The sequence below is a fragment of the Nocardia otitidiscaviarum NBRC 14405 genome, from assembly GCF_000308635.1.
In the GTDB taxonomy this organism is placed as follows: Bacteria; Actinomycetota; Actinomycetes; order Mycobacteriales; family Mycobacteriaceae; genus Nocardia; species Nocardia otitidiscaviarum.
In genome coordinates, this window is the sequence record NZ_BAGD01000278.1 from 59,934 (window position 1) to 84,512 (window position 24,579).

General features: G+C 68.6%; 25 protein-coding genes and 1 pseudogene. 9 read left to right on the plus strand and 17 right to left on the minus strand.

Translation table 11 applies throughout. The annotated features are described in order from the left end of the window. Window positions 1-11: 11 nt before the first annotated feature. The 3 genes from ON31_RS32110 to ON31_RS32120 all read left to right on the plus strand — a co-directional run bounded on the left by ON31_RS32110 (window position 12) and on the right by ON31_RS32120 (window position 2,059). Window positions 12-602, plus strand: a complete 591-nt coding sequence (locus tag ON31_RS32110) for a phosphoribosylanthranilate isomerase (protein WP_039818953.1) — start codon at window positions 12-14, stop codon at window positions 600-602. A gap of 115 nt (window positions 603-717) precedes the next feature. Continuing rightward, window positions 718-1,623, plus strand: a complete 906-nt coding sequence (locus ON31_RS32115; RefSeq protein WP_039818954.1) for an RNA polymerase sigma-70 factor — start codon at window positions 718-720, stop codon at window positions 1,621-1,623. Continuing rightward, the gene (locus ON31_RS32120) at window positions 1,604-2,059 is read left to right on the plus strand and encodes an SRPBCC family protein (RefSeq protein WP_039818955.1); all 456 of its coding nucleotides are present in this window, start codon (window positions 1,604-1,606) and stop codon (window positions 2,057-2,059) included. The genes ON31_RS32115 and ON31_RS32120 overlap by 20 nt, the downstream gene beginning before the upstream one ends. A 7-nt stretch (window positions 2,060-2,066) precedes the next feature. On the opposite strand, the gene ON31_RS32125 is transcribed toward ON31_RS32120, so the two are convergent. From ON31_RS32125 to ON31_RS32150, 6 genes are all read right to left on the minus strand, one after another. Continuing rightward, window positions 2,067-2,684 carry a Scr1 family TA system antitoxin-like transcriptional regulator gene (locus tag ON31_RS32125; RefSeq protein WP_051038159.1) on the minus strand — a complete coding sequence of 206 codons (618 nt, stop codon included), beginning with the start codon at window positions 2,682-2,684 and terminating at the stop codon, window positions 2,067-2,069. Continuing rightward, window positions 2,681-3,244 carry a DUF6879 family protein gene (locus ON31_RS38665; protein ID WP_051038161.1) on the minus strand — a complete coding sequence of 188 codons (564 nt, stop codon included), beginning with the start codon at window positions 3,242-3,244 and terminating at the stop codon, window positions 2,681-2,683. Before ON31_RS38665 ends, ON31_RS32125 begins: the two co-directional genes overlap by 4 nt. Window positions 3,245-3,447: 203 nt before the next feature. Further along, window positions 3,448-3,966: a TrmH family RNA methyltransferase gene (locus tag ON31_RS32135; RefSeq protein ID WP_039818956.1), complete on the minus strand. Its 519-nt coding sequence runs from the start codon at window positions 3,964-3,966 to the stop codon at window positions 3,448-3,450. Between the two features lie 96 nt (window positions 3,967-4,062). After that, the gene (locus ON31_RS32140; protein WP_039818957.1) at window positions 4,063-5,568 is read right to left on the minus strand and encodes a tripartite tricarboxylate transporter permease; all 1,506 of its coding nucleotides are present in this window, start codon (window positions 5,566-5,568) and stop codon (window positions 4,063-4,065) included. A 1-nt stretch (window position 5,569) separates the two neighbouring features. Beyond that, window positions 5,570-6,091, minus strand: coding sequence for a tripartite tricarboxylate transporter TctB family protein (locus ON31_RS32145; RefSeq protein ID WP_029926703.1), 522 nt, complete (start codon window positions 6,089-6,091; stop codon window positions 5,570-5,572). Next, a complete protein-coding gene (locus ON31_RS32150; protein ID WP_218007419.1) occupies window positions 6,088-7,092 on the minus strand; it encodes a Bug family tripartite tricarboxylate transporter substrate binding protein in 1,005 nt (334 codons plus the stop codon). Before ON31_RS32150 ends, ON31_RS32145 begins: the two co-directional genes overlap by 4 nt. Before the next feature lie 158 nt (window positions 7,093-7,250). Between ON31_RS32150 and ON31_RS32155 the strand changes: the two genes are divergently transcribed. Next, window positions 7,251-8,819, plus strand: coding sequence for a sensor histidine kinase (locus tag ON31_RS32155; protein ID WP_039818960.1), 1,569 nt, complete (start codon window positions 7,251-7,253; stop codon window positions 8,817-8,819). Beyond that, on the plus strand, window positions 8,816-9,484 hold the full coding sequence (locus tag ON31_RS32160; RefSeq protein ID WP_039818961.1) for a response regulator: 669 nt from the start codon (window positions 8,816-8,818) through the stop codon (window positions 9,482-9,484). The genes ON31_RS32155 and ON31_RS32160 overlap by 4 nt, the downstream gene beginning before the upstream one ends. Here ON31_RS32160 and ON31_RS32165 read toward each other — a convergent pair. The 7 genes from ON31_RS32165 to sodC all read right to left on the minus strand — a co-directional run bounded on the left by ON31_RS32165 (window position 9,463) and on the right by sodC (window position 16,701). Then, a complete protein-coding gene (locus ON31_RS32165; RefSeq protein WP_039818962.1) occupies window positions 9,463-11,073 on the minus strand; it encodes an MDR family MFS transporter in 1,611 nt (536 codons plus the stop codon). The genes ON31_RS32160 and ON31_RS32165 overlap by 22 nt on opposite strands. Window positions 11,074-11,086: 13 nt before the next feature. Continuing rightward, window positions 11,087-11,728 (minus strand): TetR/AcrR family transcriptional regulator, encoded by a 642-nt coding sequence (locus tag ON31_RS32170; protein WP_051038163.1) that lies wholly within the window; start codon window positions 11,726-11,728, stop codon window positions 11,087-11,089. A 116-nt stretch (window positions 11,729-11,844) separates the two neighbouring features. After that, a complete protein-coding gene (locus ON31_RS32175) occupies window positions 11,845-14,139 on the minus strand; it encodes an esterase-like activity of phytase family protein (RefSeq protein WP_051038165.1) in 2,295 nt (764 codons plus the stop codon). Window positions 14,140-14,272: 133 nt separating this feature from the next. Beyond that, on the minus strand, window positions 14,273-14,635 hold the full coding sequence (locus tag ON31_RS32180; protein ID WP_051038166.1) for an SPW repeat domain-containing protein: 363 nt from the start codon (window positions 14,633-14,635) through the stop codon (window positions 14,273-14,275). Continuing rightward, window positions 14,632-15,207 carry a vitamin K epoxide reductase family protein gene (locus ON31_RS32185; RefSeq protein ID WP_039818963.1) on the minus strand — a complete coding sequence of 192 codons (576 nt, stop codon included), beginning with the start codon at window positions 15,205-15,207 and terminating at the stop codon, window positions 14,632-14,634. Before ON31_RS32185 ends, ON31_RS32180 begins: the two co-directional genes overlap by 4 nt. A gap of 136 nt (window positions 15,208-15,343) precedes the next feature. Then, window positions 15,344-15,910 carry a copper chaperone PCu(A)C domain-containing protein gene (locus ON31_RS32190; protein WP_039818964.1) on the minus strand — a complete coding sequence of 189 codons (567 nt, stop codon included), beginning with the start codon at window positions 15,908-15,910 and terminating at the stop codon, window positions 15,344-15,346. An 86-nt stretch (window positions 15,911-15,996) separates the two neighbouring features. Continuing rightward, on the minus strand, window positions 15,997-16,701 hold the full coding sequence (gene sodC, locus ON31_RS32195) for a superoxide dismutase[Cu-Zn] (RefSeq protein ID WP_039818965.1): 705 nt from the start codon (window positions 16,699-16,701) through the stop codon (window positions 15,997-15,999). Window positions 16,702-16,876: 175 nt separating this feature from the next. Between sodC and nhaA the strand changes: the two genes are divergently transcribed. Beyond that, on the plus strand, window positions 16,877-18,199 hold the full coding sequence (gene nhaA / locus ON31_RS32200) for a Na+/H+ antiporter NhaA (RefSeq protein ID WP_081592907.1): 1,323 nt from the start codon (window positions 16,877-16,879) through the stop codon (window positions 18,197-18,199). Further along, window positions 18,196-19,382, plus strand: a pseudogene (locus ON31_RS32205) (alcohol dehydrogenase catalytic domain-containing protein). The gene nhaA and the pseudogene ON31_RS32205 overlap by 4 nt, the downstream one beginning before the upstream one ends. Window positions 19,383-19,387: 5 nt before the next feature. On the opposite strand, the gene ON31_RS32210 reads toward ON31_RS32205, so the two are convergent. Continuing rightward, window positions 19,388-20,476 carry an NAD-dependent epimerase/dehydratase family protein gene (locus ON31_RS32210; protein WP_039818967.1) on the minus strand — a complete coding sequence of 363 codons (1,089 nt, stop codon included), beginning with the start codon at window positions 20,474-20,476 and terminating at the stop codon, window positions 19,388-19,390. A 182-nt stretch (window positions 20,477-20,658) separates the two neighbouring features. Here ON31_RS32210 and ON31_RS32215 point away from each other — a divergent pair, with 182 nt between their 5' ends. Next, the gene (locus ON31_RS32215) at window positions 20,659-21,795 is read left to right on the plus strand and encodes a multicopper oxidase domain-containing protein (RefSeq protein WP_051038168.1); all 1,137 of its coding nucleotides are present in this window, start codon (window positions 20,659-20,661) and stop codon (window positions 21,793-21,795) included. Between the two features lie 75 nt (window positions 21,796-21,870). Then, window positions 21,871-22,332 (plus strand): hypothetical protein, encoded by a 462-nt coding sequence (locus ON31_RS32220; RefSeq protein ID WP_085996525.1) that lies wholly within the window; start codon window positions 21,871-21,873, stop codon window positions 22,330-22,332. Window positions 22,333-22,372: 40 nt separating this feature from the next. Here ON31_RS32220 and ON31_RS32225 read toward each other — a convergent pair whose 3' ends face one another. Genes ON31_RS32225 through narJ form a run of 3 tightly spaced genes read right to left on the minus strand, consistent with a single transcriptional unit; the run spans window position 22,373 to window position 24,569 of the window. Further along, window positions 22,373-23,215 carry a hypothetical protein gene (locus tag ON31_RS32225; RefSeq protein ID WP_039818969.1) on the minus strand — a complete coding sequence of 281 codons (843 nt, stop codon included), beginning with the start codon at window positions 23,213-23,215 and terminating at the stop codon, window positions 22,373-22,375. Beyond that, the gene (narI, locus tag ON31_RS32230) at window positions 23,212-23,967 is read right to left on the minus strand and encodes a respiratory nitrate reductase subunit gamma (RefSeq protein ID WP_051038170.1); all 756 of its coding nucleotides are present in this window, start codon (window positions 23,965-23,967) and stop codon (window positions 23,212-23,214) included. Before narI ends, ON31_RS32225 begins: the two co-directional genes overlap by 4 nt. Then, complete coding sequence (narJ, locus tag ON31_RS32235) at window positions 23,964-24,569, minus strand: nitrate reductase molybdenum cofactor assembly chaperone (protein ID WP_218007420.1); 606 nt, start codon at window positions 24,567-24,569, stop codon at window positions 23,964-23,966. The genes narI and narJ overlap by 4 nt, the downstream gene beginning before the upstream one ends. Window positions 24,570-24,579: the final 10 nt, after the last annotated feature.

Consider the following 24,579-nt stretch of genomic DNA (forward strand, 5'->3'; position numbering starts at 1 on the left):
AGGGTTTTCCCATGTTCGTGAAGCTGTGCGGCCTGCGTACCGAGGCCGATGTGACGACCGCCGTCGCCGCCGGTGCCGACGCCGTGGGGTTCGTCTTCACCGCCAGCCCCCGGCAGGTCTCGGTCGAGGTGGTCCGGCGACTGCTGCGCGAGGTGCCGCCGACGGTGCTGTCGGTCGGCGTCGTCCACGGCATCCCCGCGGCGGAGGCGGGTGCGCTGGCGCGGGCGGCCGGGGTGGACGCGCTGCAACTGCACGGCGGGTACCCACGCGCGGCCTTCGACGAACTGTCCGACCTGCGCCTGCTGCGCGCCACCTCGCTCACCGCCGACACCGACGTGCGCACCGGCGCGTACGGCGAGGAATGGCTGCTGCTCGATTCCCCCGTCGCCGGTTCCGGCGAACGCTGGGACCTCACCGCCCTGACCGCCGACCGGCCGACCGGCCAGTGGCTGCTCGCGGGCGGCCTGTCCCCCGACAATGTGGCCGAGGCCGCCGCCGTCGCCCGCCCGTGGGGAGTGGACGTGTCCAGCGGCGTGGAGTCCAGCCGAGGCGTGAAGGACCACGGCCGCATGCGCGAGTTCGTCGCCGCAGCCCGCTCCTGATCTCGGCTCCCCTCCCATCCCCTCCTTGTGACCGAGGGCACAGCACCGGTACGTCACGCTGCCGTGCCGAGCGGTGTCCCTGTGTTCGACTGGGGAACGAAGGGAGGGTGCGATCGTGACGACCGGGGACGAGGAATTCGCCGAACTGCGGCCACTGCTGTTCACCATCGCCTACGAGATACTCGGCAGCGCCGCCGACGCCGAGGACATAGTGCAGGACAGCTATCTGCGCTGGCGGGATGTCAACGCGGCCACGGTGGCGCATCCGCGCCGGTACCTGGTGCAGACGGTGACCCGGCAGTCGCTCAATCATCTGCGTACGGTGCGGCGGCGACGGGAGGACTACATCGGCAGCTGGCTACCCGAGCCCATCCGCACCGGCCCGGATGCCAGCGCCGATACCGTGCTCGCGGAATCGGTGTCGATGGCCATGCTGCTGATCCTGGAGACGCTCGGCCCGACCGAACGCGCCGTCTTCGTGCTCGCCGAGGTCTTCGGGTACAGCCAGGTCGAAATCGCCGATATGGTCGGAAAATCCGATGTCACGGTCCGCCAGATCCTCCATCGGGCCCGGCGGCACGTGCAGGCCCGCCGCCAGCGCTTCCAACTCGACGACACCGCCCCGAAGGTGGTCGGGCAGTTTCTGCGTGCCGCCAAGACCGGCGATATCGCGGCGCTGCTGGACCTCATGGCACCGGATGTCGTCCAGATCTCCGACGGCGGCGGCCGTGTGCGCGTCGCGTCGCGTCCGATCGCGGGCGCGGAGCGTGTCGCTGCCTTCTGCTCCGGCCTGGCCCGCAGGCAGATGGCCGCTATGACAGCCGAATTCGGCACCTACAACGCGCTGCCCGCCGTGCTGTTCCACGCGGAGGGCGCCCTCGATTCGATCCTCCTGTTCGAGATCGCCGACGGCCGCGTCACCAGGCTCTACGCGGTCCGCAATCCGGAGAAACTGCGCGCGGCCAGGACCTTGCAACCACTCACTCTCGGGAGGGAAACCCATGGAAACGATCACGGTTGAACGCATCGTCGCAGCACCGCCACACGCGGTCTTCGACTGGATGAGCAATGCGCACAACTACACTCGCGTCGGCTTCGTGCTGCACGAGCATCTCGCCCGGCCCGGCGCGGACGCACCGTACGGGGTCGGCGCGGTGCGAGTGCTGGGCTGGGCGGCCGGCTGGTTCTGGGAGCGCATCACCGCCTATGACCCGCCGCACTCGTTCGAATTCCATGTCTACCGCGCGATTCCGCCCGCCCGTCACGAGGGCGGCAGCGTCACCTTCACCGCGGTGCCGGGCGGCACCCGCGTGGTCTGGTCGACGCAGGTCGAACTCCGCTTCCCGTTACTCGGCGCGTTTCTGACCAGACTGATCGCCCGCCCGATCCTCACCTACGTGTTCAAACGGGTACTCGACGAGGCGAACGCCGAGCTGCGGACGGTCCACAGTTCATAGTCCGAGTTCAGTTGTCGGGGTGGTTGTCGGCGCGAGACCGAATACCGAGGGCCTTTCGGAGTTGGCCTCTCATGATCTCATCGCTGCCCACCGTCGTGTACAGCGACTGCTCGCTGACGAGAAAGTGGAAGCGATGGTCGCGCTGGTAGAGGACCCGTTGGCGCTCCATTCTCTTGGCGACGCCTTCGTCCACATCATCGGGCACTCGGTAGAACTCGATATGGCGCCGGAGTATCGCCTCCGCATATTCGGCGGTCTGGAGGAGACCGGGGACCACCTGGGTGGTGTAGACGCGGAGGATCCGTGCCGCCGCTTCCAGTTTCACGGATTTCTGCTGTCGGCGCTGCACGCCGGTGGCGAGGATGCGCCGCCACTCGAGATAGGCGGTGTCGATGTTGTGCAGAGTCGCCAGCAGGTCCGCCAGCTGGTCGGCAGCGTCCGTGTGCGCACAATAGGCGCGTATGTCCGCATCGGACGGGCTGATACGCCCGTACTCGATCTTCGATACCTTCGAGGGGTGCCAGCCCGAGAGCTCGGCGAGCCGCCTTCCGGTGAGTCCGGATCTGCGGCGAAGCTCCCGGAGCCTGGCACCGAGAGCCTCCCGCGCTTCATCTACGCCTGTCACTGCCGGGCGTAGGCACTGTCGATGTAGTCGGCGTACGGGGTAGCCATATCCCACAGCCGCTGTTTAGCGCCACAACAGTATTCGACGATTCGGGGGTCCGTGGTGATCGCTATGCCGTCCGCCTGCACACCGTGCTCGTCCACCAGATTGAACACCACTCGTTCGTTGTCGAGCAGCCACCAGTCGTCCGAGGGCACATCCGTAACGAGGTGTCGTGGCAGGTACCGAATGTCCTCGCCCGCCTCGACATTCCCCGATGTGACGGTCAAGAGCCATCGCTGGTAATCGGAATGTGGGACCGTGACGACACGGACACGATTGGTTCGGACTCCTCGTGCTGTCATGTCCTCGACGAGACCAACCCAGGAAGTCTTGTAGTCGTCGACGATCGCGGGTTCGCCCTCGAGGAAGCTGTGGAACCGTCGACTACCGGCCGACCTGTCAAGGTGAACGTGCCGCGCCCCGTGTCGGTGAGGGTCGCGTCGATATAGGTGTCGGGTTTCAGGAAACCCAGCAGGAGATGCGGTATCTCGACGGTCTCCGGACAGCTGGTTTTCCATCCCTGCGCGAGGTAGCCATGGTCGGTGAGGTAGAGGGACGGGCACCCGGTGACCTCCGACCCGCCCTTGCCGATCAGCATGAGATCCGCAGGCTCGCGACACGACTCGGCTACGACTTCGCGGACATGATCGTCTACGACCCGAAGTTCGGCCGCCCGCCGCTGGCCCGCTTGAGGGCGCAGGCGACCAGGCTCGGTGCGGGCTCAGCACAGCCCCGCGAGTTTGTAGAGCACCAGCGAACCTGCCACCGCCACATTGAGACTCGCCCCCGTGCCGACCATCGGGATCTCGACCGCTGTGTCCAGGTGGTCGAGACCTTCCGGTGGGATGCCGTAGCCCTCGTTGCCGAGGACCACGACGGTGCGCCGCCGGGCGGCGGGGAGGTCGGCGAGGCGGATGGACTCGTCGGTGAGTTCCACGCCGAGAATGGTTGCGCCGCCGGTGCGTTGGCGGTCGAGCCAGCGGTCGGCGCGGCCGGATACCCAGTGCACGCACTGGCGGTGGCGCAGGGTGTTGCCGCGTTCCAGGGCCTCGGGGACCCAGGGGAGGCGGGGGACGGCGAGGCAGGCGCCGGTGGCGTCGCAGGTGCGCAGCAGGGTGCCGAGGTTCACGCCGTGTTTCGGCCACAGCGGGGCGGCGATGAGGTGGTTCCAGCAGCCGTGTGCGCGGGGGCGGCGTTGGGTGCGCAGTTCGCGGCGGGTGCGCAGCCGGGCGGCCGTCATCGGATGGCGGGAAGAGCCTTTCCCGGGGGCAGAACGTAATTCATGGCAACGATGCTCGCGGCGCATCGGGGGCCGTCGTGGGATCGAATGGTGTCTCTACGATACGCCAACCGAGGTGTCGCGGCGCGCCCGCAGCAGTCGGGCGACCAGCGGCCAGGCCAGGATGGCGGCGATCACGGCGTAGACGGTGACCGAGAACCAGGTGTTGACCAGGCCGCTCAGCGCACCGTCGCTGATCTGCAGCGCACGGCGCATCTGCTGTTCGGCGTTCGGCCCCAGAATGGCTCCGATAATGGCGGGCAGCAACGGAATTCCGTAGCGCCGCATCAGGAATCCGAGCATGCCGATCAGCAGCAGCAGGATCAGGTCGGTGGTGTCTCCGCTCACCGCGTACGCGCCGACGCTGGCGAAGAACAGGATGCCCGCGTACAGGTACGGGCGCGGGATGAGCAGCAGTTTCGCCCACAGCGGTGCCAGCGGCAGGTTCAGCGCCAGCAGCAGCACGGTGCCGATGAACAGGCTGGCGATGAGCGTCCACACCAACTCCGACTCCCGCTGGAACAGCAGCGGCCCCGGCTGAATCCCGTACTGCTGGAAGGCCGCCAGCATGACCGCCGCCGTCGCCGTGGTCGGCAGGCCGAGGGTCAGCATGGTGGTCAGCGTGCCCGCCGCCGAGGCGCTGGCGGTGGACTCCGGTCCGGCGACACCCTCGATCGCGCCCTTGCCGAACTCCTCCGGATGCTTGGACAGCTTTCGCTCGGTCGCATAGGACAGGAAGGTCGGGATCTCCGCGCCGCCCGCCGGTACCGCGCCGAACGGATAGCCGATGAGCGGCCCGCGCAGCCACGGCTTCCAGGATCGCTGGAAGTCGCTCTTGCTCAACAGCACTCGACCGACGGGTACGGCCGTGGCCGGTTGTCGGCGCAGATGAGCGGCCACCCAGAGCGCCTCGCCGACCGCGAAGAGCCCGACCGCCACCACGATCACGTCGATGCCGTCGGCCAGGTGCAGGGAGCCGAAGGTGAGCCGCTGCTGACCCGTCATCGGGTCCAGCCCGATCAGCCCGATCACCAAACCGATTCCCAGCGAAGCGAATCCGCGTACCCGCGAACTGCCGAGCACCGAGGTGACGGCGATGAACGCCAGCAGCATGACCGCGAAGTAGTCGGGCGCACCGATATTCACCGCCACCTTCGCCACCGCCGGAGCCAGCAGCACCAGCAACAGCGTGCCGCACAGCGCGCCGACGAAATTGCCGATCGCCGCCGTCGCCAACGCCTGTGCGCCGCGCCCGCTGCGCGCCATCGGATGCCCCTCGATGGCGGTGACCACCGAGGCGGTCTCGCCGGGCGTGTTCAGCAGGATGGAGGTGGTCGACCCACCGAACATGCCGCCGTAATAGATACCGGCGAACATGATGAACGCGCCGGTCGGCTCGATGCTGTAGGTGATCGGCAGCAGCAGCGCCACCGCCATGGCGGGCCCGATGCCGGGCAGCACGCCGATGGCCGTGCCCAGCAGCACTCCGACGGCCGCGAGCAGTAGATGGGTGGGGGTCAGCGCCGTGCCGAACCCCGCGAGTAGATCCCCGAGTACATCCACGTCAGATCAGCCCCTCCAGTGGGCCGCCCGGCAACATGACCCCGAGCAGCCGGACGAATGCGATATAGGTGAGCAGCGACAGCGCTATCGCGATCACGGGATCGCGCACGTAGTGCCGGCTGCCGAGCGCGTAGGCCGCACCCCAGAACAGCAGCCCGCCCGAAATCGGGAAACCGACCACGTCGATGAGCATGATGTTGGCGACGAACACCCCGATGAGCAGCAGTACCGTCCGCCACTCCACGGGTGTGGACAGATCGATGTCCTCACCGGCCTCGGCCGGGCCGCGTCCGCCGCGCAGCACATCCACGGCGAGCACCACCGCGACCACGATCAGCAGCAGGCCGACGACCACCGGCACCGCGCGCGGCCCGACCGGGCCGCGCTGGGTGAAGTCGGCCGACATGGTCAGCGCGTCCACGATCACCAGCGCACCCGCCCCGGCCAGCAGGGCGGACACCCCGAGTTCGGACCGCTCACGCCACCAGGCCAGCGTCGAGGTGCGCCCGGGTCGCTCGGTCATGCCAGTCCCAGATCCTTCAGCACCGAGCCGACCTGGTCGGTCTGCCGCTGGATGAACGTGCCGAACTCGGTACCGGTGACGAAGGCGTCGTCCCAGCCGTTGGCGGCTAGCGCGTCGCGCCACTGCGGCGAATCGTGCATGCGGGTGTAGGCGTCGATGAGTGCGGTGCGGTCGGCGTCACTGATGCCCGGCGGTGCGACCACCCCGCGCCAGTTGGTGAACTCGACGTCGATGCCAGCCTCCTTCAGGGTGGGCGCGTCCACGTCGGCGATGCGCTCGGGTCCGGTCACGGCGAGCACCCGCAACTCACCGGCCTGGATCTGGTCGAGGTACTCGCCCACCCCGGAGACGCCGAAAGCGATCTTGTCGCCCAGGACCGAGGCCAGCAGTTCACCGCCACCGTCGAACGGGATGTAGTTGACCGACTTCGGTTCGATGCCAACGGCTTTCGCCACCAGCATGGGTGCGAGGTGGTCCGGACCGCCGGGGGAGGAGCCGCCGCCCACCGGCACCGCGCCCGGATTCGCCTTCCAGTCCGCGACGAGCTGGTCGATGCTGGTGTACTTGGAGTTCTTCGACACCACCAGGATGTCGGGTTCCTCGATCAGCTTCGCGATCGGCGTGGTGTCGGTGAGCGTGGAGGGCGAATTGTTGGTGTAGACGCTGCCGACCACGCCCAGGCCCATCTGCATGACCAGTTTGCCGTTGCCGTCCTCGCCGACCAGGCGGCCCAGACCGACGGTGCCGCCCGCGCCGGGCAGGTTGAACACCTCCACCGAGCGCGCGATCCCCGCGTCCTCCATGGCCTTCGCGGAGGTGCGCGCGGTGATGTCGTAGCCGCCGCCGGGGGAGTTGGGCACCATGATCCGGACGCCGCTCAACTTCTCGCCTCCGGCCGCGGTGCTGCCGCACGCGGTCAGGGTCAGGGCCGCGACGGCAGCGGCCGCCAGTCCGGCCAGCATTGTGGACTTTCGCACTGTCGATCCCTCATCTCTCACCATCGAACAGGGTCGAATTGTGAGCGGGGCCACTGCACGCTGTCTGCCTTGCGTCAGAAATGTTCGTTTTGTTCATAGTGTTCGCGGCGAAAACGGTCCGGTCGGCACCGTCGGGCGGTGAGACTGGCGACGGGCGATGAGGCCGGGAGGTACGAGAACACGTGGGCAAGAAGGGCTCGCTGGCACGACGGCTGCTGGCCCTGCAACTGACGATCGTGGTGGTCCTGCTCGCCGCGGTCGCGGCGGTGGTGGTCGCGCAGGTCGGGGAGACCTTCCGGGCCACCGAGTCGCGGCGCATGCTCGGCATCGCCGAGGATGTCGCCGCCAATCCCAGCCTGCGCGTGCTGCTCGCCGACCCGAAACAGCATCTGCGGCTGGCGCCCTTCGCCACCGTGGCGCAGGTGGCCTCCGGTGCGGATGTGGTCGTCATCGCCAGAACCGACGGCACGGTGCTGACCTCGCAGGACCCGGCGGAGATCGGTGAGCCGCTGGCCCTGGCCGATTCGACGGTGACCGAGGGGCGGGCCTGGGTCGGAGATGTCGACGGCGCGGTGGTGGCGCATGTGCCGGTGATCGGGCAGAGCAGTCACGAACTCGTCGGCTATGTCGCCGCGCGCAAGCAACTTCCGGGCTTCCTGACCATCCTCACCGAATCGTTCCCGCGCCTGCTCGGACTGCTGGGGCTGGCCTGCGTGCTCGGGATCGCGGGCTCGCTGTCGGTGACGTGGTGGGTCAAGCGGCAGACGCTCGGCCTGGAGCCCGCCGAGATCACCGGACTCGTCGAGCATCGCGAGGCCATGCTGCACGGCATCCACGAGGGCGTGGTCGGCCTGGATCAGCAGCAGCGCATCACCCTGGTGAACGACCAGGCCAAGGCGCTGCTGTCGCTCGGCGACGTGGTGGGGGCGAGCGTGCACGCCTTGGGGCTCAACGACCGGATTCTGGACGTCTTCACCGGCCGGGCGGCGGGCACCGACCTGGTCGGACTGCGCCGCGGCAAGGTGCTGATCATGAACCGCACCCCGATCCGCTGGGATCAGCGCACCCTTGGCGCGGTGATCACCCTGCGCGACCGCACCGAACTGATGCGGCTGCGCGACGAACTGACCGAGAACCGCAATACCACCGATATGCTGCGCGCCCAGGCACACGAGTTCAGCAATCGCCTGCACACCATCGCCGGACTCATCGAACTCGGCGAATACGACGAAGTGCGCCGCTATGTCGAGGTGGTGAGCGCGGGACGCGATCAGTGGCAGGCCGAGGTGACCGAGCGGATCGGCGACGTGGCAGTGGCGGCGCTGCTCATCGCCAAAGCCAGTCCCGCCGCCGAACACGGTGTGGGACTGCGGTTGTCGCCCAGCACCGCGCTGCCCGAGGTGGATGACGCGCTCTCCGCCGATCTGGTGACCGTGCTGGGCAATCTGGTGGACAACGCGCTGGACGCGCTGCGCGGTCCGGGCTGGATCGAGGTCGATCTGCGCCGGGTGGCCGGGGCGGTGCGGGTGGTGGTGCGCGACTCCGGTCCCGGTGTCGCACCCGAGATCGCCGAGGAGGTCTTCCGGCATGGTTTCACCACCAAGGCGGCCGAGCGCGGCGGCGCCCGGGGGCTCGGACTGGCCATCACCCGGCAGACCTGCGTGCGGCGCGGTGGCTCGGTATCGGTCCACAATGCCGAGGGCGCGGTCTTCACCGCCACCCTCCCGCTCACCCCGGTGGTGTCGAAATGATTCGGGTGCTGGTCGTCGACGACGACTTCATGGTCGCCCGGGTGCACAGCGGATACGTCTCCCGCACAGCGGGTTTCGAGGTCGCCGGGGTGGCGCACACCGGCGGTGAGGCGCTGCGCATGGTCGGTGAGCTGCGTCCCGATCTGGTGCTGCTCGACATCTATCTGCCCGATATCGACGGCCTGTCGGTGTTGCGCGGAATCCGGGAGACCGCCGAGGCGGATGTCATCGTGGTCAGCGCCGCCGACCACGTGGACACCATTCGCGCGGCGGTGCGCGGCGGCGTCCTGCACTATCTGATCAAGCCGTTCACCTACGGCGCGCTGCACGATCAGCTCCGCCACTTCGCCGCCCTGCACACCAAACTCAGCGGCCTCGACCGCGCCGCCCAGGCCGATATCGACCAGGTCTTCGGCGCCCGCCCGAGCGGCACCATCGCCCTGCCCAAGGGCCTGACCGCGCATACCGCCGACCTGGTCGCCCGCGTCCTGCGCGCCGCCGACACCGACCTCTCCGCCCAGGAATGCGCCGACGCCGCCACGCTCTCACGCGTCAGCGCCCGACGCTACCTGGAGTACTTCGTGGATACCGGCCGCGCGGAGGTCCGACTCCGCTACGGCGGCACCGGACGCCCGGAGCGCCGCTACCGCTGGACCGGATCCTGAGCAGCCGGAAGGGATTCCGGCTCCGGCGTGTCCTCCGCGAGGACCGCCTCGCCGCGCGCGACCATGCCCGCCTCGTCGGAGAGCTTCAGGTGCGGGATGAACAGTGCGAGCAGGAAGGCTACGGCCACGCCTGGGAGCAGGTACCAGAAGCCGGGGACCAGGGCGTCGACGTAGGCGCTGACGATGGCATCGTGCAACTGCTGTGGTAGGTGCTTGACCACGGTCGGCACCAGGCCGCCGGGGTCCAGACCGGCGGCCTGCTGGCCGTGCTCCTGGAAGGCGCCGGACAAACCTTCGGTGAGGCGGCTGGTGAAGATCGAGCCGAAGACGGCGACACCGATCGCGCCGCCCATTTCCCGGAAGTAGTTGTTGGCGCTGGTGGCCGTGCCGATCTGGTCCGGCGACACCGCGTTCTGCACCACCAGCACGATGATCTGCATGATCAGGCCGAGGCCCGCGCCCATGACGAACAGCATGCCCGACACCACCCACATGGAGGTGTCCGCGCGCAGCTGGGTCAGCCACACCATGCCGATGCCGATGATCAGCGCGCCCAGCGGCGGATACACCCGGTAGCGACCGGTCTTGGTGATGGCCGCCATGGACGAGATCAGCGTGGCCAGCAAGCCGACCATCATCGGGATCAGCAGCAGCCCCGAGACCGAAGCGGAAGCGCCCGTGGCCATTTGGAGGTAGGTCGGAATGAAGGCGAGCGCCGCGAACATCACCAGACCGACCACCAGACCGATGGTCGAGGTGAGAACGAAGGTGCGGTTTCGGAACAGCCACAGCGGCAACATCGGTTCCTCGGCCCGCGCTTCCACCACCACGAACGCGGCGATCACCAGCACCAGCGCGACGATCATCGACAGGATGACCGAAGAATCCCACGCGTAGCGCTTACCGCCCCAGTCGGTGGCCAGAATGATCAGCGTGGTGGCCGCGGACATGAGCACGACGCCGAGATAGTCCGGCTTGGACTTGGGCCGATGGCTGGGAATGCTCAGGTATTTGAACGCGATGGCCATGGCCGCCAGACCGACGGGCACATTGATCCAGAAGCACCAGCGCCAGCCGATGTGGTCGGCGAAGAAGCCGCCTAGCAGCGGTCCGGCCACCGAGGTGATGCCGAAGACCGCGCCCATCGGGGCCATGTACTTACCACGATCCTTGGCGGGCACCACGTCGGCGATGATGGCCTGCGCCAGGATCATCAGACCGCCGCCGCCGACGCCCTGGAGTCCGCGGAAGGCGATGAACTCCCAGAAGCCGGTCGCCAGCGCCGCGCCGATCGAGGCGGCGGTGAAGACGCCGATGGCGAACAGGAACAGCCACCGCCTGCCGAACAGGTCGCCGAACTTACCGTAGATCGGCATGACGATGGTGGTGGCCAGCAGATACGAGGTTGCGGTCCAGGCCATTTCGGAGACGCCACCGAGTTCGCCGACAATGGTCGGCATGGCGGTGCCCACGATGGTCTGATCGAGGCTGGCCAGGAACATGCCCGCGATGAGTGCGGAGAAGATGAGCCAAATCCGCTTCTGGGTCAGGACGATCGGGGTGGGTGGTGATGCGGCAGCCGTGGTCATCGGCGCGTCTCCTTCATCTGTTGTCGGGCTTGCGGACGCTCTGAGATCCGCTGAAGAGTTCGATCGCCATGGCGCATTGCGCTCGCACCGCGTCGGCCAGTGACCGGGATGGGTTCTCGCGCAGGGACGTCGCGGCCCGGGTGGCCAGTGTGGACATGAGTCCGGCTGTGAGACCGGCGAATTCGGCTGAGACGGTGTCACCGAGGCGGGCGGACAGTAGTTCCCGCAGGGCGTCCTCGTGTTGGGCTCCGGCAGCGATGAATCCGGCCAGCACCCGAGGCTCGGTCTCGATGATCGATGCGACCAGTGCGATGCTCTCACGCACTTCGTCTTCCGGTTCGTAGCCGGAGACGTAGAGCCGGATCACATCGTCGATCAGCACGCCGGTCGGCCCCCCGGCCGCGAATTCCAATCGCGCCTCGGGTGTTCCAATCTCGCCGACCGGTCCGACCACGGCGTCCAGCTTGGTCTCGTAGTAGTTGAAGAAGGTGCGCGGTGAGACGCCCACCGCCTTGGCGATCTCGTCGGTCGTCGTCGCGTCCAAACCGTGTTCGGCGGCCAGCCGTCGTGCCGCCATGCACAGATCGAGTCGGGTCTGTCGCTTCTTGCGCTCACGCAGTCCGAGTTCGGGCTCCTCGCGCCTCGCTTCCGCCATACTCGGAAATTTAGCAGAAACTGCAAAAATTCAGAAACTGCAAATTCTATCGTTGGGGAACGGCGAAGGGACGGCGGCGGACCACCTGGTCCGCCGCCGTCCCTTCGGTTCCAAGATCAGCTCGGCGTGCCCAGGCGCAGCAGCACGGTTTCGCCGGTGGCGTCGTCCAGGCCGTCGTTGTCGGTGACGACGTAGAGTTCGCCGTTGCCCGCGACGGCCATCCCCTCGACCTTCTCCTGCACCCAGCCGTTGGTGGCGCGCAGGTCGGGGAGCAGGTCGTGGGCGGTGGTCTTGTCCAGCACGGTCGGCTGGGCGGTGCCGGTCACGCCTGCCTCGGCCGGGATGGCGACCCGGGTGACCACCTTGAGTACCGCGTTCGGGCCACTGAGCTTGTCGCGCTCCAGCAGCAGCAGGGTATCGCCGTCGACCGCGATCTCGGACAGGCCGATCCAGTCGCCCTCGGTGTCGGTGCCGTCCAAGCGGTAGCCGTACCACTGCCATTCGCCGGACTTCGGCAGGTACTTGCCGATGCGGGCGACGCCCTTCGGATCGGACTTCAGCTCGCGCTGCAGCACCATCCATACCGTCTCGTCCGCGCCGGAGCCCTGCACCGCGATGCCCTCCAGGCCCTGCTTGCCGAGTCCGGCCGCGATCTCGGCGGGTAGCTGGATCCGCTGCTCGATCGCACCGTCGGCCGCCACCCGCAGCACCTGGTTGCCGGGGCCGTCCTTGCCCTCGACGGCCAGGTAGAAACCGCCGTCGGCGCGGGCCGCGAGACCCTCGATATCCAGTTCCGCGGGTGTGCCGTTGTCGGTGACGGCGATTTCGGTGTCGATCACGGCCGGGGCGACCGAGATGTCCAGGCCGAGGATGCGGGCCGGGCCGTAGGCGTTGTCGGTGGCGGTGAACAGCCGGTCGGCGGCGGCCGGGTCGGGGCTCAGCGCGCCCAGCGCACCCCAGCCGATCGGCGTGCCGTCGGCATCGGCCGAAACGACCGACGGGAACTCGGGCGTGCCGCCGTCGGCGTAGTCGGAGCCGTAGCCGAACACGCTGACGGTGCCGCGCACCCCGGCCTCCGCGTCGTCCACCTCGGAGGAGACCGCCAGCAGGTTGCGGTTCGGAATCGGGACGATGCCCTCGGGACCGACACCGGTCGCCAACACCTGCCGGAACACCGGCTCGGCCGGATTCGAGACGTCGTACACCGCGACGAAATTGCTACGCTCCGAACCGATCAGCGCCACCGGGACGCCGTCCAGTTCGGTGACCGCGATGCCCTCGGGTTCGGTGCCCTTCTTTCCGGCGCGATCGTCGTTGTGGAGGCCGACGCGCACCGCCAACTGCTCGAACGAGTTACCGGCGTCCCAGACCACCGCGCCGGAGGCGGCGTCGAAGACGGTCCAGCCGCGCGAGCCGCCCTTCCAGTCGCCCTCGTTGGCGGTCACCACGTGGTCGTCGCCGATCCAGGCGATCGAATCCGGTTCGCGCGGCACATCTTTCAGCGATCCGCTCGGGTCGATCCGGCCGTCCTTCTCGGTGTCGATGCCATCGGCCGACACCTGCCCGGCGGAGAACACTTTCCGCACGGTTCCGGCGGCGGCGTCGATGATCGCGATGCCGTTGTTCTCCTGGAGGGTGACGGCCACCTCGCCGCGTGCGTTGAAGCTCACGTACTCCGGCTCGAGATCCTCGGGCGCGGCCAAACCCGCCGCGCGGGCGGCGGATTCGTCGATGCGCACCGGGGTGGCCGCCCACTGCTGCGGCGCGCCGGTCAGGTTCAGCAGCTGCACGAAGCCGGTCGGCGGCTGCGGCAGATCGCCCTTCTCACCGCCCGGCGGCGTGAATTCCTCGTCGCGCTGGTTCTCCATGGCGATGGCGGCACGGGTGCCGTCCGCGCTGACCGCGATCGAATCCGGCTGCCCGCCCAGGTCGATGCTGTGCACCTTGGCGCGATCGCTGATGCGCACCACGTCCACGCGCCCGGACGGCGCGGTGAAGTCGCCACCGCTGCTGTCCACCACGACCAGCACGTAGTCACCGGCGACCGCCACCGAGGTGGGCTGGTCGTCGGCGTGGCCCAACTGCTCCAGCGAGACCGAGCCGGTGCCCTTCGGGGCGGCCGGATCGCTGAGATCCAGGAAACCGATGCGCTTCCCGGCCGCGTCCGTGTAGATCAGGGTCTTTCCGTCGGCGGTGACCGCCGAGATCTCCGCGGAGGTCTCCGCGTCGGCCGCCACCCCGTCCGGGCGGTTCTCGACGATCGGATAGGTGGCCAGCCGGTGATAGCTGTTCGCGGCGTCGCGCTCCCAGCCCGGCGCGGCCGCCGGACCCGTCTGCCGGTCGTCGGATCCGCACGCGGTGGCGAGCACCGCCACCGCGGCAACCGCCGCACCCAGTCGCCACTGTCTCATCCCGGCCACACCGTACTCCTCGCAACGATCTTCTCCCCGCAGGCGGGGAACCCGGTGATCGTGGCGGAGTCGGGTAGCCGTCAGGTAGCGATGGAATGAACTCGCGGCCGTGCGGTCGGCGCCGCGACTCGGTTCAGCCGGTATCGGCGGCGTCCGGGTCGCGTCGCAGCAGGCTGGCCCAGCCGCCGCCGAACCGCTGGCGCGGGCCGCGTGTCAACGGCACCAGCACGAGCGTGAGCATGCCGACGACGAGGCTGTTCACCGTTGCGGCGGAAGGGAAGTCGAGCACCCACGGGGCCAGGAGCAGCCAGCCGCCGGTGGCCACGTTGAGCCAGCGCATGCCGCGCAGGATGTCGTACGCGGCCAGATAGCCGATCGCCGCCAGGACCGGGCCCGCGATGCGATCGCTGGTCGCCGCCGGTGCGCCGTAGTCGAGGACGGCGGGCGAACCCATCAGCCAGATCCCGAGGGCCGCGATGACGAACTGGGGAATCATGACGCCGCCTCCTGCTCTCGCTGCGTCAGCCCCCAGAACGCCCGCCACACCGACTCGCCTCGATCGTGTACCCGCCGCAGATATTGCAGGCTCGCCAGCACCTCGTCCATGGCGGGCGGGATCATCACCATGGAGATGACGGCCGAGGCCAGACACAATGTGCAGAACGCGCCGTAGAGCACCGGCTGCGCGATCACCAGCAGAATGCTGATGGTGCCGAGTGGGCCGACCGCGATGCCGAACACGACCACGATCCACGGCATCGTCCGCCAGCGGCGCACACCCCCGTACGCGCCGGAGACGGCGTCGGCAAGATAGGCGAGCGCACCCAGCGTCGCATCCGAGACGGGCAGCACGTAGGACAACTTCGAGTCCAGAATGACGCGACTGCCGTCACCGAAGAACGGCTCCCACACGGTCGGCACCACGTCGTACTGGTAGAGCGCGAGATAGGTGGCGATGGCGCAGCCCACCAGCGCGATGCCCACGATCGGCAGTCGCTGCGACCAGGAGGAGGGGTTCCACGTCCAGCGCGGTGGGATGGCGTCGGAGCGCTGCGCGGAGCCGTTCACCGGCGCACCCGCCGGGCGACTGTCGCGGTGTCGATCGGCGCTCCGAACGCCTTGTCGCACATCATTGCCTCTCCTGCTCCGGATCCGTCCCTCCGACTCTCGTGCCCGGGCGGGGGGTCCGCTGCGCGGCCGCCGGTCAGCGCTGCGGCCGGGTCGGTGACGGGGGTTCACCCTTGCTCCACACGTCGAACGGCACACCGAAGGTCACCGCGCCGCCGCGTTCGAAGACGAAGGTGAACGGCAACGCCACCCCGGGCCGCAGGGCGCCCGCGACCGGGCGCACCGCGACGGTGAACGGCTCATCGGGTGCTGTCGCCGGATCCAGCGACTCGATCGGCTGCCCCGCGGCGATCGCGGTACCGGCGTCGATGACCAACTCGTCGGGTTCGGCCTCGATCCGCACCTCCTCGACGGCCGCCGACGCTATCGCCAGCAACCGGTCCGGAGCGCCGATGCCGGTGTGAATCGCGGTGAACGACAGGCTGACCGAACCGTAGTCGCCGATCCGCTCACCCACGGACTCCGCCGCGAGATACACATTGCGCAACGCGATATCACCGGCCTCGGCATTGCTGCCGTTGACCGGGTTCTTGTCCATGCTGGTCTGCGAGAGCTGGCCCGCGCCGCACCCGGTGAGCAGTCCCGCCACCAGGATGAGCGCGGCGCACGCGGCTGGTGACAGCCCCGGAAAAAGTCTCGGCATGCCGAATTCCTCACTGCGGCCGAGGGTTGATCGATGTCATCGGCGAGATGCCCGATGACATACGACCCAAACTTCGGCCGGGTCGCTCACATCACCGCCGCGCAGACGGATCGCGGTCCGGCATCGCCGGTGGAGCGGGTTTCGGCATCGGGCACCTCACCGCCCGGAACGGTGTAGCGGGGCGGGATATTGCCGAAGTTGTCTGCGCCCGCGTGGATGATGGCGGCGCGACCGACGCCGCCGTTGCGCAGATCCTCCAGCGTGAAGGCGGAGGTGGTCGTCACCAGCAGACCGCGGCCGTCGGGGCGGACGTGCACGGAGGTCAGATCGCCGCTGGCGGGCTGTCCGGTGTGCCCGTCCACCTGCATATGGCCACCCGCCGAGCGGAACGCACCGGGATCGCCGCCCTCCGGCGGAGCGGAATCCGGTTCGCAGACGCCGCGCTCGTGGATGTGGAAACCGTGGAAGCCGGGGTCCATGCCGTGCACCTCGGCGCGAACCTCGACGAAGCCGGCGCGTTCGATGAAGGTCACGGTACCGGCGGGACGGCCCTCGGCGTCGACGAAACCGGCGGAGACGGTGTTGCCGCCGGGGGAGTGGCCCGGCTCCCCGGGCGCGTCCCCGATCGTCGACGGCACCGTGCTCCCGGTCCACACCGACGGCATCGTGCCGGTGGTGTCGCTCGGGTTCTGGTCGGCCATACATGCGGCGGTGAGACCGGTCGCGGTGGCCAGCGCCGCCACGGCGGCGAGGCGGGATCGTAGAGATCGCCGAATCGAGTCGCGTGGCATGGGCTCACTCCTGTTCGTCGGGTGCTGCGGTGTCGTTCGGGTCTATGTCGAGCGGGTAACCACTGTGACGGCGCTGATGCCCGGGTCGGCGCGATCATTCGGTTGAAGCCGGGTGCACCGGGTAGTCGCGGCATATCGAGACCAGACGATTCGACACTGCGACGGAGGGATGCGGATGGCGGTGAACGGGGGTCGGGACGGGTCGCCCCGGGAGGCCGCGACCGGCTCGTCGGTGGCCGCGAGCCAGCCGTCGACCAATCTGCTGTTCCCGATCCCGCCGCCGCCCGAGGACACCCGGGTCGCCGCCCTGCTGCGCCGCGAAACCGTCGGCGGCGTACTGGTTCTCGCGGCGACGGTGCTCGCCCTGGCCTGGGCGAACTCGCCCTGGCAGGACGCCTACGCCACGGTCCGTGATTTCACCTTCGGGCCGCACGTCGCCCATCTGCACCTGTCGGTGGGGGAGTGGGCGGCCGGGGGTTTGCTGGCGATCTTCTTCTTCGTCGCCGGGCTCGAACTCAAACAGGAGTTCGTGACCGGTGAGCTGAGCCGGTTCCGCAAGGCGATTCTGCCCGTGGCGGCCGCGCTGGGCGGCATGATCGTGCCCGCGCTGGTGTACGTGGCGATCATCGCGAGCACGGGGGTGGACGCGCTGCGCGGGTGGGCCATTCCGTCCGCGACCGATATCGCCTTCGCGGTCGCCGTTCTCGGCCTGATCAGCACCCATCTGCCGCCCTCGCTGCGCACCTTCCTGCTCACGCTCGCGGTCGTGGACGACCTCATCGCCATCACTATCATCGCCGTGTTCTACTCGGGGACGTTGACCCCCGCGTACTTCGGCGGTGCGCTGCTCGCCCTGCTCGCCTTCGCATTCGTGGTGCGGCGCTGGCCGCGAAGGTGGTGGCTGCTGCTACCGCTGGCGGTCGTGACCTGGGCGATGGTGCACGGTGCCGGGGTGCACGCCACCGTCGCGGGACTGCTGCTGGGCGCGGTGGTCCCGGTGCGCGGCGGCGATCGCGACCCCTATCCCGCGCAACGGCTCGAGGACCGCTGGCGACCGGTCGCGGCCGGACTGGCGGTGCCGGTCTTCGCCCTGTTCGCGGCCGGGGTGTCGGTCAGCGGGTTGCGCGGTCTCACCGAGGCGCTCACCGACCCGGTGGCGATCGGCATTGTCGCCGGTCTGGTGCTCGGAAAGTCCTTCGGCATCTTCGGGACGACCTTCGCCGTGGCCCGCTGGACCCGCGCACGGCTGGACCCCGGGCTGCGCTGGATCGACGTCTACGGCGCGGCCCTGCTCGCGGGCATCGGCTTCACCGTCTCCCTGCTCATCTCCGAACTCGCCTTCGGCCCCGGCAGCCCGCACGCCGAACACGCCAAGGTCGGCGTGCTGTGCGGCTCCCTGACCGCCGCCGTCGTGGCCGCCGTCATCCTCCGCATCCGCAATCGCGCCTACCGGCTCGCCGAACACGAGGAAGAGACCGAACAAGAGGAGGAAACATGAAAGCGGTGACTTGGCAGGGACGGCGCAAGGTGGCGGTGGATACCGTGCCGGACCCACGTATCGAAGCACCCGGGACGCGGTCATCAAGGTGACCTCGTCGGCGATCTGCGGATCCGATCTGCACCTGTACGAGGTGCTCGGCGCGTACATGAGCGAGGGTGACGTGCTCGGGCACGAGCCGATGGGCGTTGTGGAGGAGATCGGTTCGGCGGTGACGGAATTGGCGGTCGGGGATCGAATCGTGGTGCCGTTCCAGATCAGCTGCGGCACCTGCTTCATGTGCTCCACCGGTCTTCCGACGCAGTGCGAGACCACGCAGGTGCGCGAATACGGGTGCGGCGCGGCGCTGTTCGGCTATTCCAAGCTGTACGGCCAGGTTCCGGGCGGACAGGCCGAATATCTGCGCGTACCGCACGCCGATTTCACCCACATCAAGGTGCCGCACGGTCCCGACGACACCCGCTTCCTGTATCTGTCGGATGTGTTGCCCACCGCCTGGCAGGCGGTCGAGTACGCCGCCGTGCCCGAGGGCGGCTCGGTGACCGTGCTCGGGCTCGGCCCGATCGGCGATATGGCCTGCCGGATCGCCGCGCACCGCGGCTACCGGGTGATCGGGGTCGACCTGCTGCCCGAACGGCTCGGCCGGGTGGCCGGACGCGGTATCGAATGCGTCGATCTCGCCGCCGCCGACCAGCCCATCGGCGACATCATCCGGGAGCGCACCGCCGGGCGGGGAACCGATGCGGTGATCGACGCGGTCGGCATGGAGGCGCACGGTTCGCCCGTGACCGCCCTGGCCCAGCGTTCGGCTACGCTGCTGCCGGATATGGTGGCGCGCAAGATGATGGACACCGTGGGCATCGACCGGATGGCGGCCCTGTACAGCGCGATCGATATCGTCCGGCGTGGCGGCACCATCTCGCTGATCGGCGTGTACGGCGGCATGGTGGACCCCATCCCGATGCGCATCCTGTTCGACAAGCAGATTCAGTTGCGCATGGGGCAGGCCAACGTCAAGCCCTGGGTGCACGACCTGCTGCCGCTGCTCGTGGACGGCGACCCGCTCGGCGTGGAAACCTTTGCCACGCATCGACTTCCGCTAGGCGAGGCGCCGCACGCCTATCGAATGTTCCAGGAGAAGTCCGAGGGGGCGGTGAAGATCGTGCTCGACCCGGCCGCGTGACCGGATCAGCCGCGCCCGCTCAGCAGCTGCGGGTCGTGGTCAACCGGGTCGAAACCACCTACACCCGAGGTGAATTCGTGAATTCGCAACGGACCGCCCGCGTCGGCGGCGAGCGGAGGCGTATCCAGGTCGGCGCCGTCGCGCAGGCCGTCCAGCAGTTCGAGCAGTGCGTCGGCGGCGCTGTGGCGGGGCGTCCAGCCCAGTTCGTCGCGCGCCCGGGTGGTGTCCATGACCGGCAGGCGCAGGAAGGCGTCCAGCAGTCGCGGATCGACCGGTAGCAGGCGCAGCCGCCAGGCGGCGGCGACGGCGGCACGCAACGGCCGCACCGGAATCGGTACGGGTCGGGCTCCGAGCAGTTCACCGAGCGAGCGCGGGTCGAGTACCGGCTCCGCCGCGATATTGAACGGTCCCACCACCTCCCGGGTGACGGCCAGCCGGTACGCCTGCGCCACATCCGCACTGTGCACCGCCTGGAATGCCAGGTCCCGGGGCGTCGGGAGCACGGGGAGCAGTTCCGGGCGCACCAACGGGTTCGGCAGCAGCGGCCCGGCGAACAACCGGCGCTGTTCACTGGCCGCGCCGCGCTGGAAGATGAACGCGGGCCGCAGCCGCACGACTCGGCAGTGTGGATAGGCGAAGGCGAACCCGTCGAGCAGCCGCTCCACGTACGCCTTCTCCCGCGTGTACCCCGCCTCCGGCCAGCCGTCGGTGGGCCAGCTCTCGGTGACCGGTCGCACATCGCGGCGCGGTGAATACGCGCCCACCGACGAGGCGTAGATCAGCGCCGGAACCGACGCGGCCGCGACGGCCCGCAAGACCCGTTCGGTGCCGTGCACATTGGTGCGCCAGGTATCGAGTGGCCGTCGCATCGGCTGGATGGCCCACGCCAGATGCACCACCGCGTCCGCTCCGCGCAGCAGCGGCTCCAACTCGTCGGTCCGGATATCGGCGCCGACCCACTCCGTCTTCTCGACCCGTCGCTCGGGGATGCGGCGGGCCACTCCGAGAATGGAGGTCACCGCCGGATCGGCGGCCAGCGCGGCCACCACCGCGGTTCCGACATTTCCGGTACCGCCCAGTACTACGACTCGCATCCCGACTCCTCACCACGACGACGCCTCTACGGTCGCGGCATACCCGACCTCGCGGTGCCCACACGCGGATGGCTGGGCGGCGCTGCGATCAACCCGGGGTGAAGTAAGATTTGCCTAATCTAACTCTTGCGGGGTGCCGGGTTGTCCGTTCCCTGCCGGATCGAGTTGCGCAGGAGTCGAGTGTGCGAGGATTCCGTACCGTAAGCACCGCGGTCGGAACCGCGTTGATCGCGGTCACCGCCTTGGTGGCAGGCTGTGCCACCGCGCCGGATCGGACTTCCGGCGGCCGATCGAGCGGCACCGAGCGCGTGTATTACATCGCCGCCGATCCGGTGCGCTGGGACTACGCACCCGACGGCGAGAACCACATCCACGGCGAGCCGTTCGACGACGACGAACGGGTATTCGTCGGCAGCGCCCCGGACCGGATCGGCTCGACCTACGCGAAATGCCTGTACCGGGGTTACACCGACGACACCTTCAGCACCCGGATCGAACGCGACGCCGACGATGCCTACCTGGGTTTCCTCGGCCCGGTCATCCGCGCCGAGGTCGGTGACACCATCAGGGTGGAATTCCGCAACAACTGCTCGTTCCCGGCCTCGGTGCACCCGCACGGCGTGTTCTACGACAAGGACAGCGAGGGCGCGCCCTATGCCGACGGCACCGGGGCCGCCGACAAACACGATGACGAGGTGCCGCCCGGCGGCGGCCACACCTACCACTGGGAGGTGCCCGAGCGGGCCGGTCCGGGCCCCATGGAGGGCAGTACCGCCATGTGGATGTACCACTCGCACTCCGATGAGATCGGCGACGTGTACGCCGGGCTGAGCGGTTTTCTCATCGTCACCGCGAAGGGCGAGGCCGATCCGGACGGCAGCCCCGCCGACGTCGATCGCGAGGTGTTCTCGCTGTACGAGGTCGTCGACGAGAACCAGAGCCCGCTGCTCGCGGACAATCTCGCGGGGCTGGCGGCGGCTCCCGCGGATCCCGAGGACGAGGAGTTCGTCGAGTCGAATCTCATGCACGCCATCAACGGCTTCGTCTACGGCAACGGCCCGGTGGTGGCGATGCGCAAGAACGAGCGCGTGCGCTGGTACCTCATGGGCATGGGCACCGAGGTGGACCTGCACACCCCGCACTGGCACGGCAATACCGCCGTGGTGAACGGCATGCGCACCGATGTGGTGAGCCTGCTGCCCGCGACCATGGCCACCGCCGACATGCGCCCGGACGCCACCGGGACCTGGTTGTTCCACTGCCATGTGGGCGACCACATCGCGGCCGGAATGCAGTCGTTGTATCGCGTGGTCGATTGACGCAACGCCCGCATCAATCGGCCGGGGCTGGGTAACGCCGCCGTAGAGGTTCCCAACTCTGACGAGGAGGCGGCTATGCCGATGTCCTACAACAAGATCGTTCGTACCACCGTGGCCGCCGGGTTCATCGCGGCCGGGGCGATGCTGGCGGCCTGCGGCGACGACGAAGAGCCCGGTGTCCAGGACACCACCACCATGACCACACCGGATCTCACCACGACCACGGCGACGGCCACGACCACTCCCGGCGGGGACGAGGATGTGGTGACGCCCGCCGCCGCCCAGCAGCTCTGCGACATGATCGAGCCCGAACTCGACAACTGGCGCGACCAGGGCGCGACACTGGCCAAGGTCTCCTTCAACGGCACCGTGCAGAACTGGGCAGTCCGCAATGAGGGGCTCAACGACGAGGTGATCGGCGATACCACCATCGTCGACGAGGCCACCACCAACACCTGCCCGGACATCCGCCAGCAGGCACTCGAGGTGCTCGAGGTGCAGAACCTGTCCGACGCACTGGTCGGCTTCGGTAGCTGATCGCAGCCCGCACGTCTCGACTACCGGCGAGAGGTGCGGATCAGTGCCGCGGTGCGGGCGCTGTTCGATCCGGGCCGGATATGCCGCGCAACACCAGGATGGCCGCGACGGCATAGACGAGCAGGATTACCGGTTCGGCCGGGTCGAAGGCGACCGCACCCGGCACCTCCGCCGCCCATTGGCCCAGCAGGGCCGCAAGGTAGGAAACCTGGTGCAGGGCACCGGAAGTCAGCAGGATCGCGGCCCACACCGGACCCCACTGGTGGCGTCGCCACAGCAAGGCAGCGGCTATTGCGTACGCCGGGACCAGGATGCCCAGGTCGAGTGCGATTCCCAGATGGACGAGCTGCTCGGTTTCCACCAGAGCACTGCCCGCTGGCACGTCGTCGGTGAGTGCGAACCGCACCGTGAAGTAACTCCACATGACACCGAGCGCGAAGGCGAGCAGGCCGAGTGCCAGGCTCGGTACTCGCGCTGTTCGCCAAGGGAAGTCGGCAGCGATACCGGCGGCGTCGAGTGTGACGGCCGATAGGAGAAGTCCGGCCGACGCAACGGAGAACGCGACGATGTCGATCAGGAAGGCGTCGGCGAATTCCGTGCCGAACACGTGATAGGCAAAGGTGTACGCGAAATAGGCGAACATGGCGGCGAGTAGCACCCGCGCACGATGGGATCCCGTTCGACCCACCCACAGGCAGCCGACGGCGACGGGTACGGCGATCGTCAGCGTCACCCAATCGTAGGCCCGCAGCATCGCGGCGACACCACCCGCGTCCGGGTACGCGTCGGGAAGAATCAGTCCCGTCAGTGCGGCTGCTGCGGCGACGAGCACCGCCCCGGCCGTCACCCACCGTCGGGCCGAGGTGATCGTGGGCGTCGTCATCGAATCTGCTCCCATCCGCGCCTAGGTGTGCGAGTGCCGCGGCTGCGATAGACGATGTACGGGCGGGTGAGGTACCCCAGGGGGAGCGAGAAGACGTGCACAAGCCTGCTGAAGGGCCAGAACGCGACCAGCGCCCATGCCGACAGTGCGTGCAGCCGGAAGCCCAGCGGAGCGACGGCCATCAGAGCCGGGTCGGGTTGCAGGACGAAAATGGAACGGAACCAGGGGGAGACGGTCTCGCGGTAGTCGTGCGGGTGTTCGGTCAGGTTGCCGAGCACTGTCGTGCCCAAGCCGAGGAGTAAGGTGCCCACCAGCAGGAAGTACATGATCTTGTCGTTGCGCGTGGTGGCCGAGAACACCGGCCCCACGGTGCGACGCCGGTAGACGAGGATGGCCGCACCGGTGAGCGTCGCCGCACCCGCGACGGCGCCGAGGCCGACGGCGAGTAGATGGTAGGTGTTCTCGCTGAGACCGATGGCTTCGGTCCACGACTTGGGAATCAACAGCCCGCCGACGTGGCCGACGATCACCAGCAGGATGCCGTAGTGGAACAGGGGGCTGCCCAGGCGTAGCAGCCGGTTCTCGTACAACTGTGAGGAGCGCGTGGTCCAGCCGAACTTGTCGTAGCGGTAGCGCCAGATATGGCCGACCACGAAGGCGGCGATCGCGGCGTAGGGGACCGCTACCCACAGCAGGATGTCGAGCGCACCCAGGTCGGCGGGTGGTGGGGCGGCAGTGAGCCGGCTGGTCATCGGTGGCCTCCGTGCGGCGGGTGGTTCGGTGGTGCGTAGGGAGTGAGGCCGACGGCCTCCTCTGGTGGGCCTTGGGCGGCCAGCCGCAGTACCCGATCGCTCTCGTGGCGGCTCAGTGTGGGCAGGGTGGCCGAGATCGAGTCCACGATCGCTGCCCAGGGCGAGGCTGTCTCGGTCAGGCCGAGGCGGAGCAACTCCAGTCCGGCGCGGTGCCGGAGAAGCAGGCTTCGCCCTGGTTCGGGCTGGGTCGCCGCGAACTCGAGCAGCACCGACAGGTGGTCCGGCAGTTCATGTTCGCCCAGGTCGAGGCCGGTGCCACGGTAGGTGCGTTTGAGTCGGAGCAGAGCCATACCTCGGGTGCGGGTGTCACCATGCGTGAAGTAGGTCAGATACAGCGAAAACCGCTTGTGGTGGTCGAAGGTGGCAACGTAGTCGGCCGCCAAGGCGGTGTCGGCGGTCGAATCCGCGTGGTCGATGAAAGCCGACAGCGGGCGTCCGACCGGGCGGGGCACGGTGGCCGCGACAGCACGCAGCAGCGGCAGCCGTTGGCGCAGGTCGGTGTCTGGGTAGCCGATCAGCAGCGATTGAGCCTGCCATGCCATCGCTGAATCG

Excerpts from the sequence above, each read along its gene's own strand:
- ON31_RS32110 (WP_039818953.1), top strand. The coding sequence starts at position 12 with ATGTTCGTGAAGCTGTGCGGCCTGCGTACCGAGGCCGATGTGACGACC.
- ON31_RS32120 (WP_039818955.1), top strand. The coding sequence starts at position 1,604 with ATGGAAACGATCACGGTTGAACGCATCGTCGCAGCACCGCCACACGCG.
- ON31_RS38665 (WP_051038161.1), bottom strand. The coding sequence starts at position 3,244 with ATGGAAAACCAGCTGTCCGGAGACCGTCGAGATACCGCATCTCCTGCT.
- ON31_RS32135 (WP_039818956.1), bottom strand. The coding sequence starts at position 3,966 with ATGACGGCCGCCCGGCTGCGCACCCGCCGCGAACTGCGCACCCAACGC.
- ON31_RS32145 (WP_029926703.1), bottom strand. The coding sequence starts at position 6,091 with ATGACCGAGCGACCCGGGCGCACCTCGACGCTGGCCTGGTGGCGTGAG.
- ON31_RS32150 (WP_218007419.1), bottom strand. The coding sequence starts at position 7,092 with ATGGTGAGAGATGAGGGATCGACAGTGCGAAAGTCCACAATGCTGGCC.
- ON31_RS32160 (WP_039818961.1), top strand. The coding sequence starts at position 8,816 with ATGATTCGGGTGCTGGTCGTCGACGACGACTTCATGGTCGCCCGGGTG.
- ON31_RS32165 (WP_039818962.1), bottom strand. The coding sequence starts at position 11,073 with ATGACCACGGCTGCCGCATCACCACCCACCCCGATCGTCCTGACCCAG.
- ON31_RS32170 (WP_051038163.1), bottom strand. The coding sequence starts at position 11,728 with ATGGCGGAAGCGAGGCGCGAGGAGCCCGAACTCGGACTGCGTGAGCGC.
- ON31_RS32175 (WP_051038165.1), bottom strand. The coding sequence starts at position 14,139 with ATGAGACAGTGGCGACTGGGTGCGGCGGTTGCCGCGGTGGCGGTGCTC.
- ON31_RS32180 (WP_051038166.1), bottom strand. The coding sequence starts at position 14,635 with ATGATTCCCCAGTTCGTCATCGCGGCCCTCGGGATCTGGCTGATGGGT.
- ON31_RS32190 (WP_039818964.1), bottom strand. The coding sequence starts at position 15,910 with ATGCCGAGACTTTTTCCGGGGCTGTCACCAGCCGCGTGCGCCGCGCTC.
- sodC (WP_039818965.1), bottom strand. The coding sequence starts at position 16,701 with ATGCCACGCGACTCGATTCGGCGATCTCTACGATCCCGCCTCGCCGCC.
- nhaA (WP_081592907.1), top strand. The coding sequence starts at position 16,877 with ATGGCGGTGAACGGGGGTCGGGACGGGTCGCCCCGGGAGGCCGCGACC.
- ON31_RS32210 (WP_039818967.1), bottom strand. The coding sequence starts at position 20,476 with ATGCGAGTCGTAGTACTGGGCGGTACCGGAAATGTCGGAACCGCGGTG.
- ON31_RS32220 (WP_085996525.1), top strand. The coding sequence starts at position 21,871 with ATGCCGATGTCCTACAACAAGATCGTTCGTACCACCGTGGCCGCCGGG.
- ON31_RS32225 (WP_039818969.1), bottom strand. The coding sequence starts at position 23,215 with ATGACGACGCCCACGATCACCTCGGCCCGACGGTGGGTGACGGCCGGG.
- narI (WP_051038170.1), bottom strand. The coding sequence starts at position 23,967 with ATGACCAGCCGGCTCACTGCCGCCCCACCACCCGCCGACCTGGGTGCG.
- narJ (WP_218007420.1), bottom strand. The coding sequence starts at position 24,569 with ATGGCATGGCAGGCTCAATCGCTGCTGATCGGCTACCCAGACACCGAC.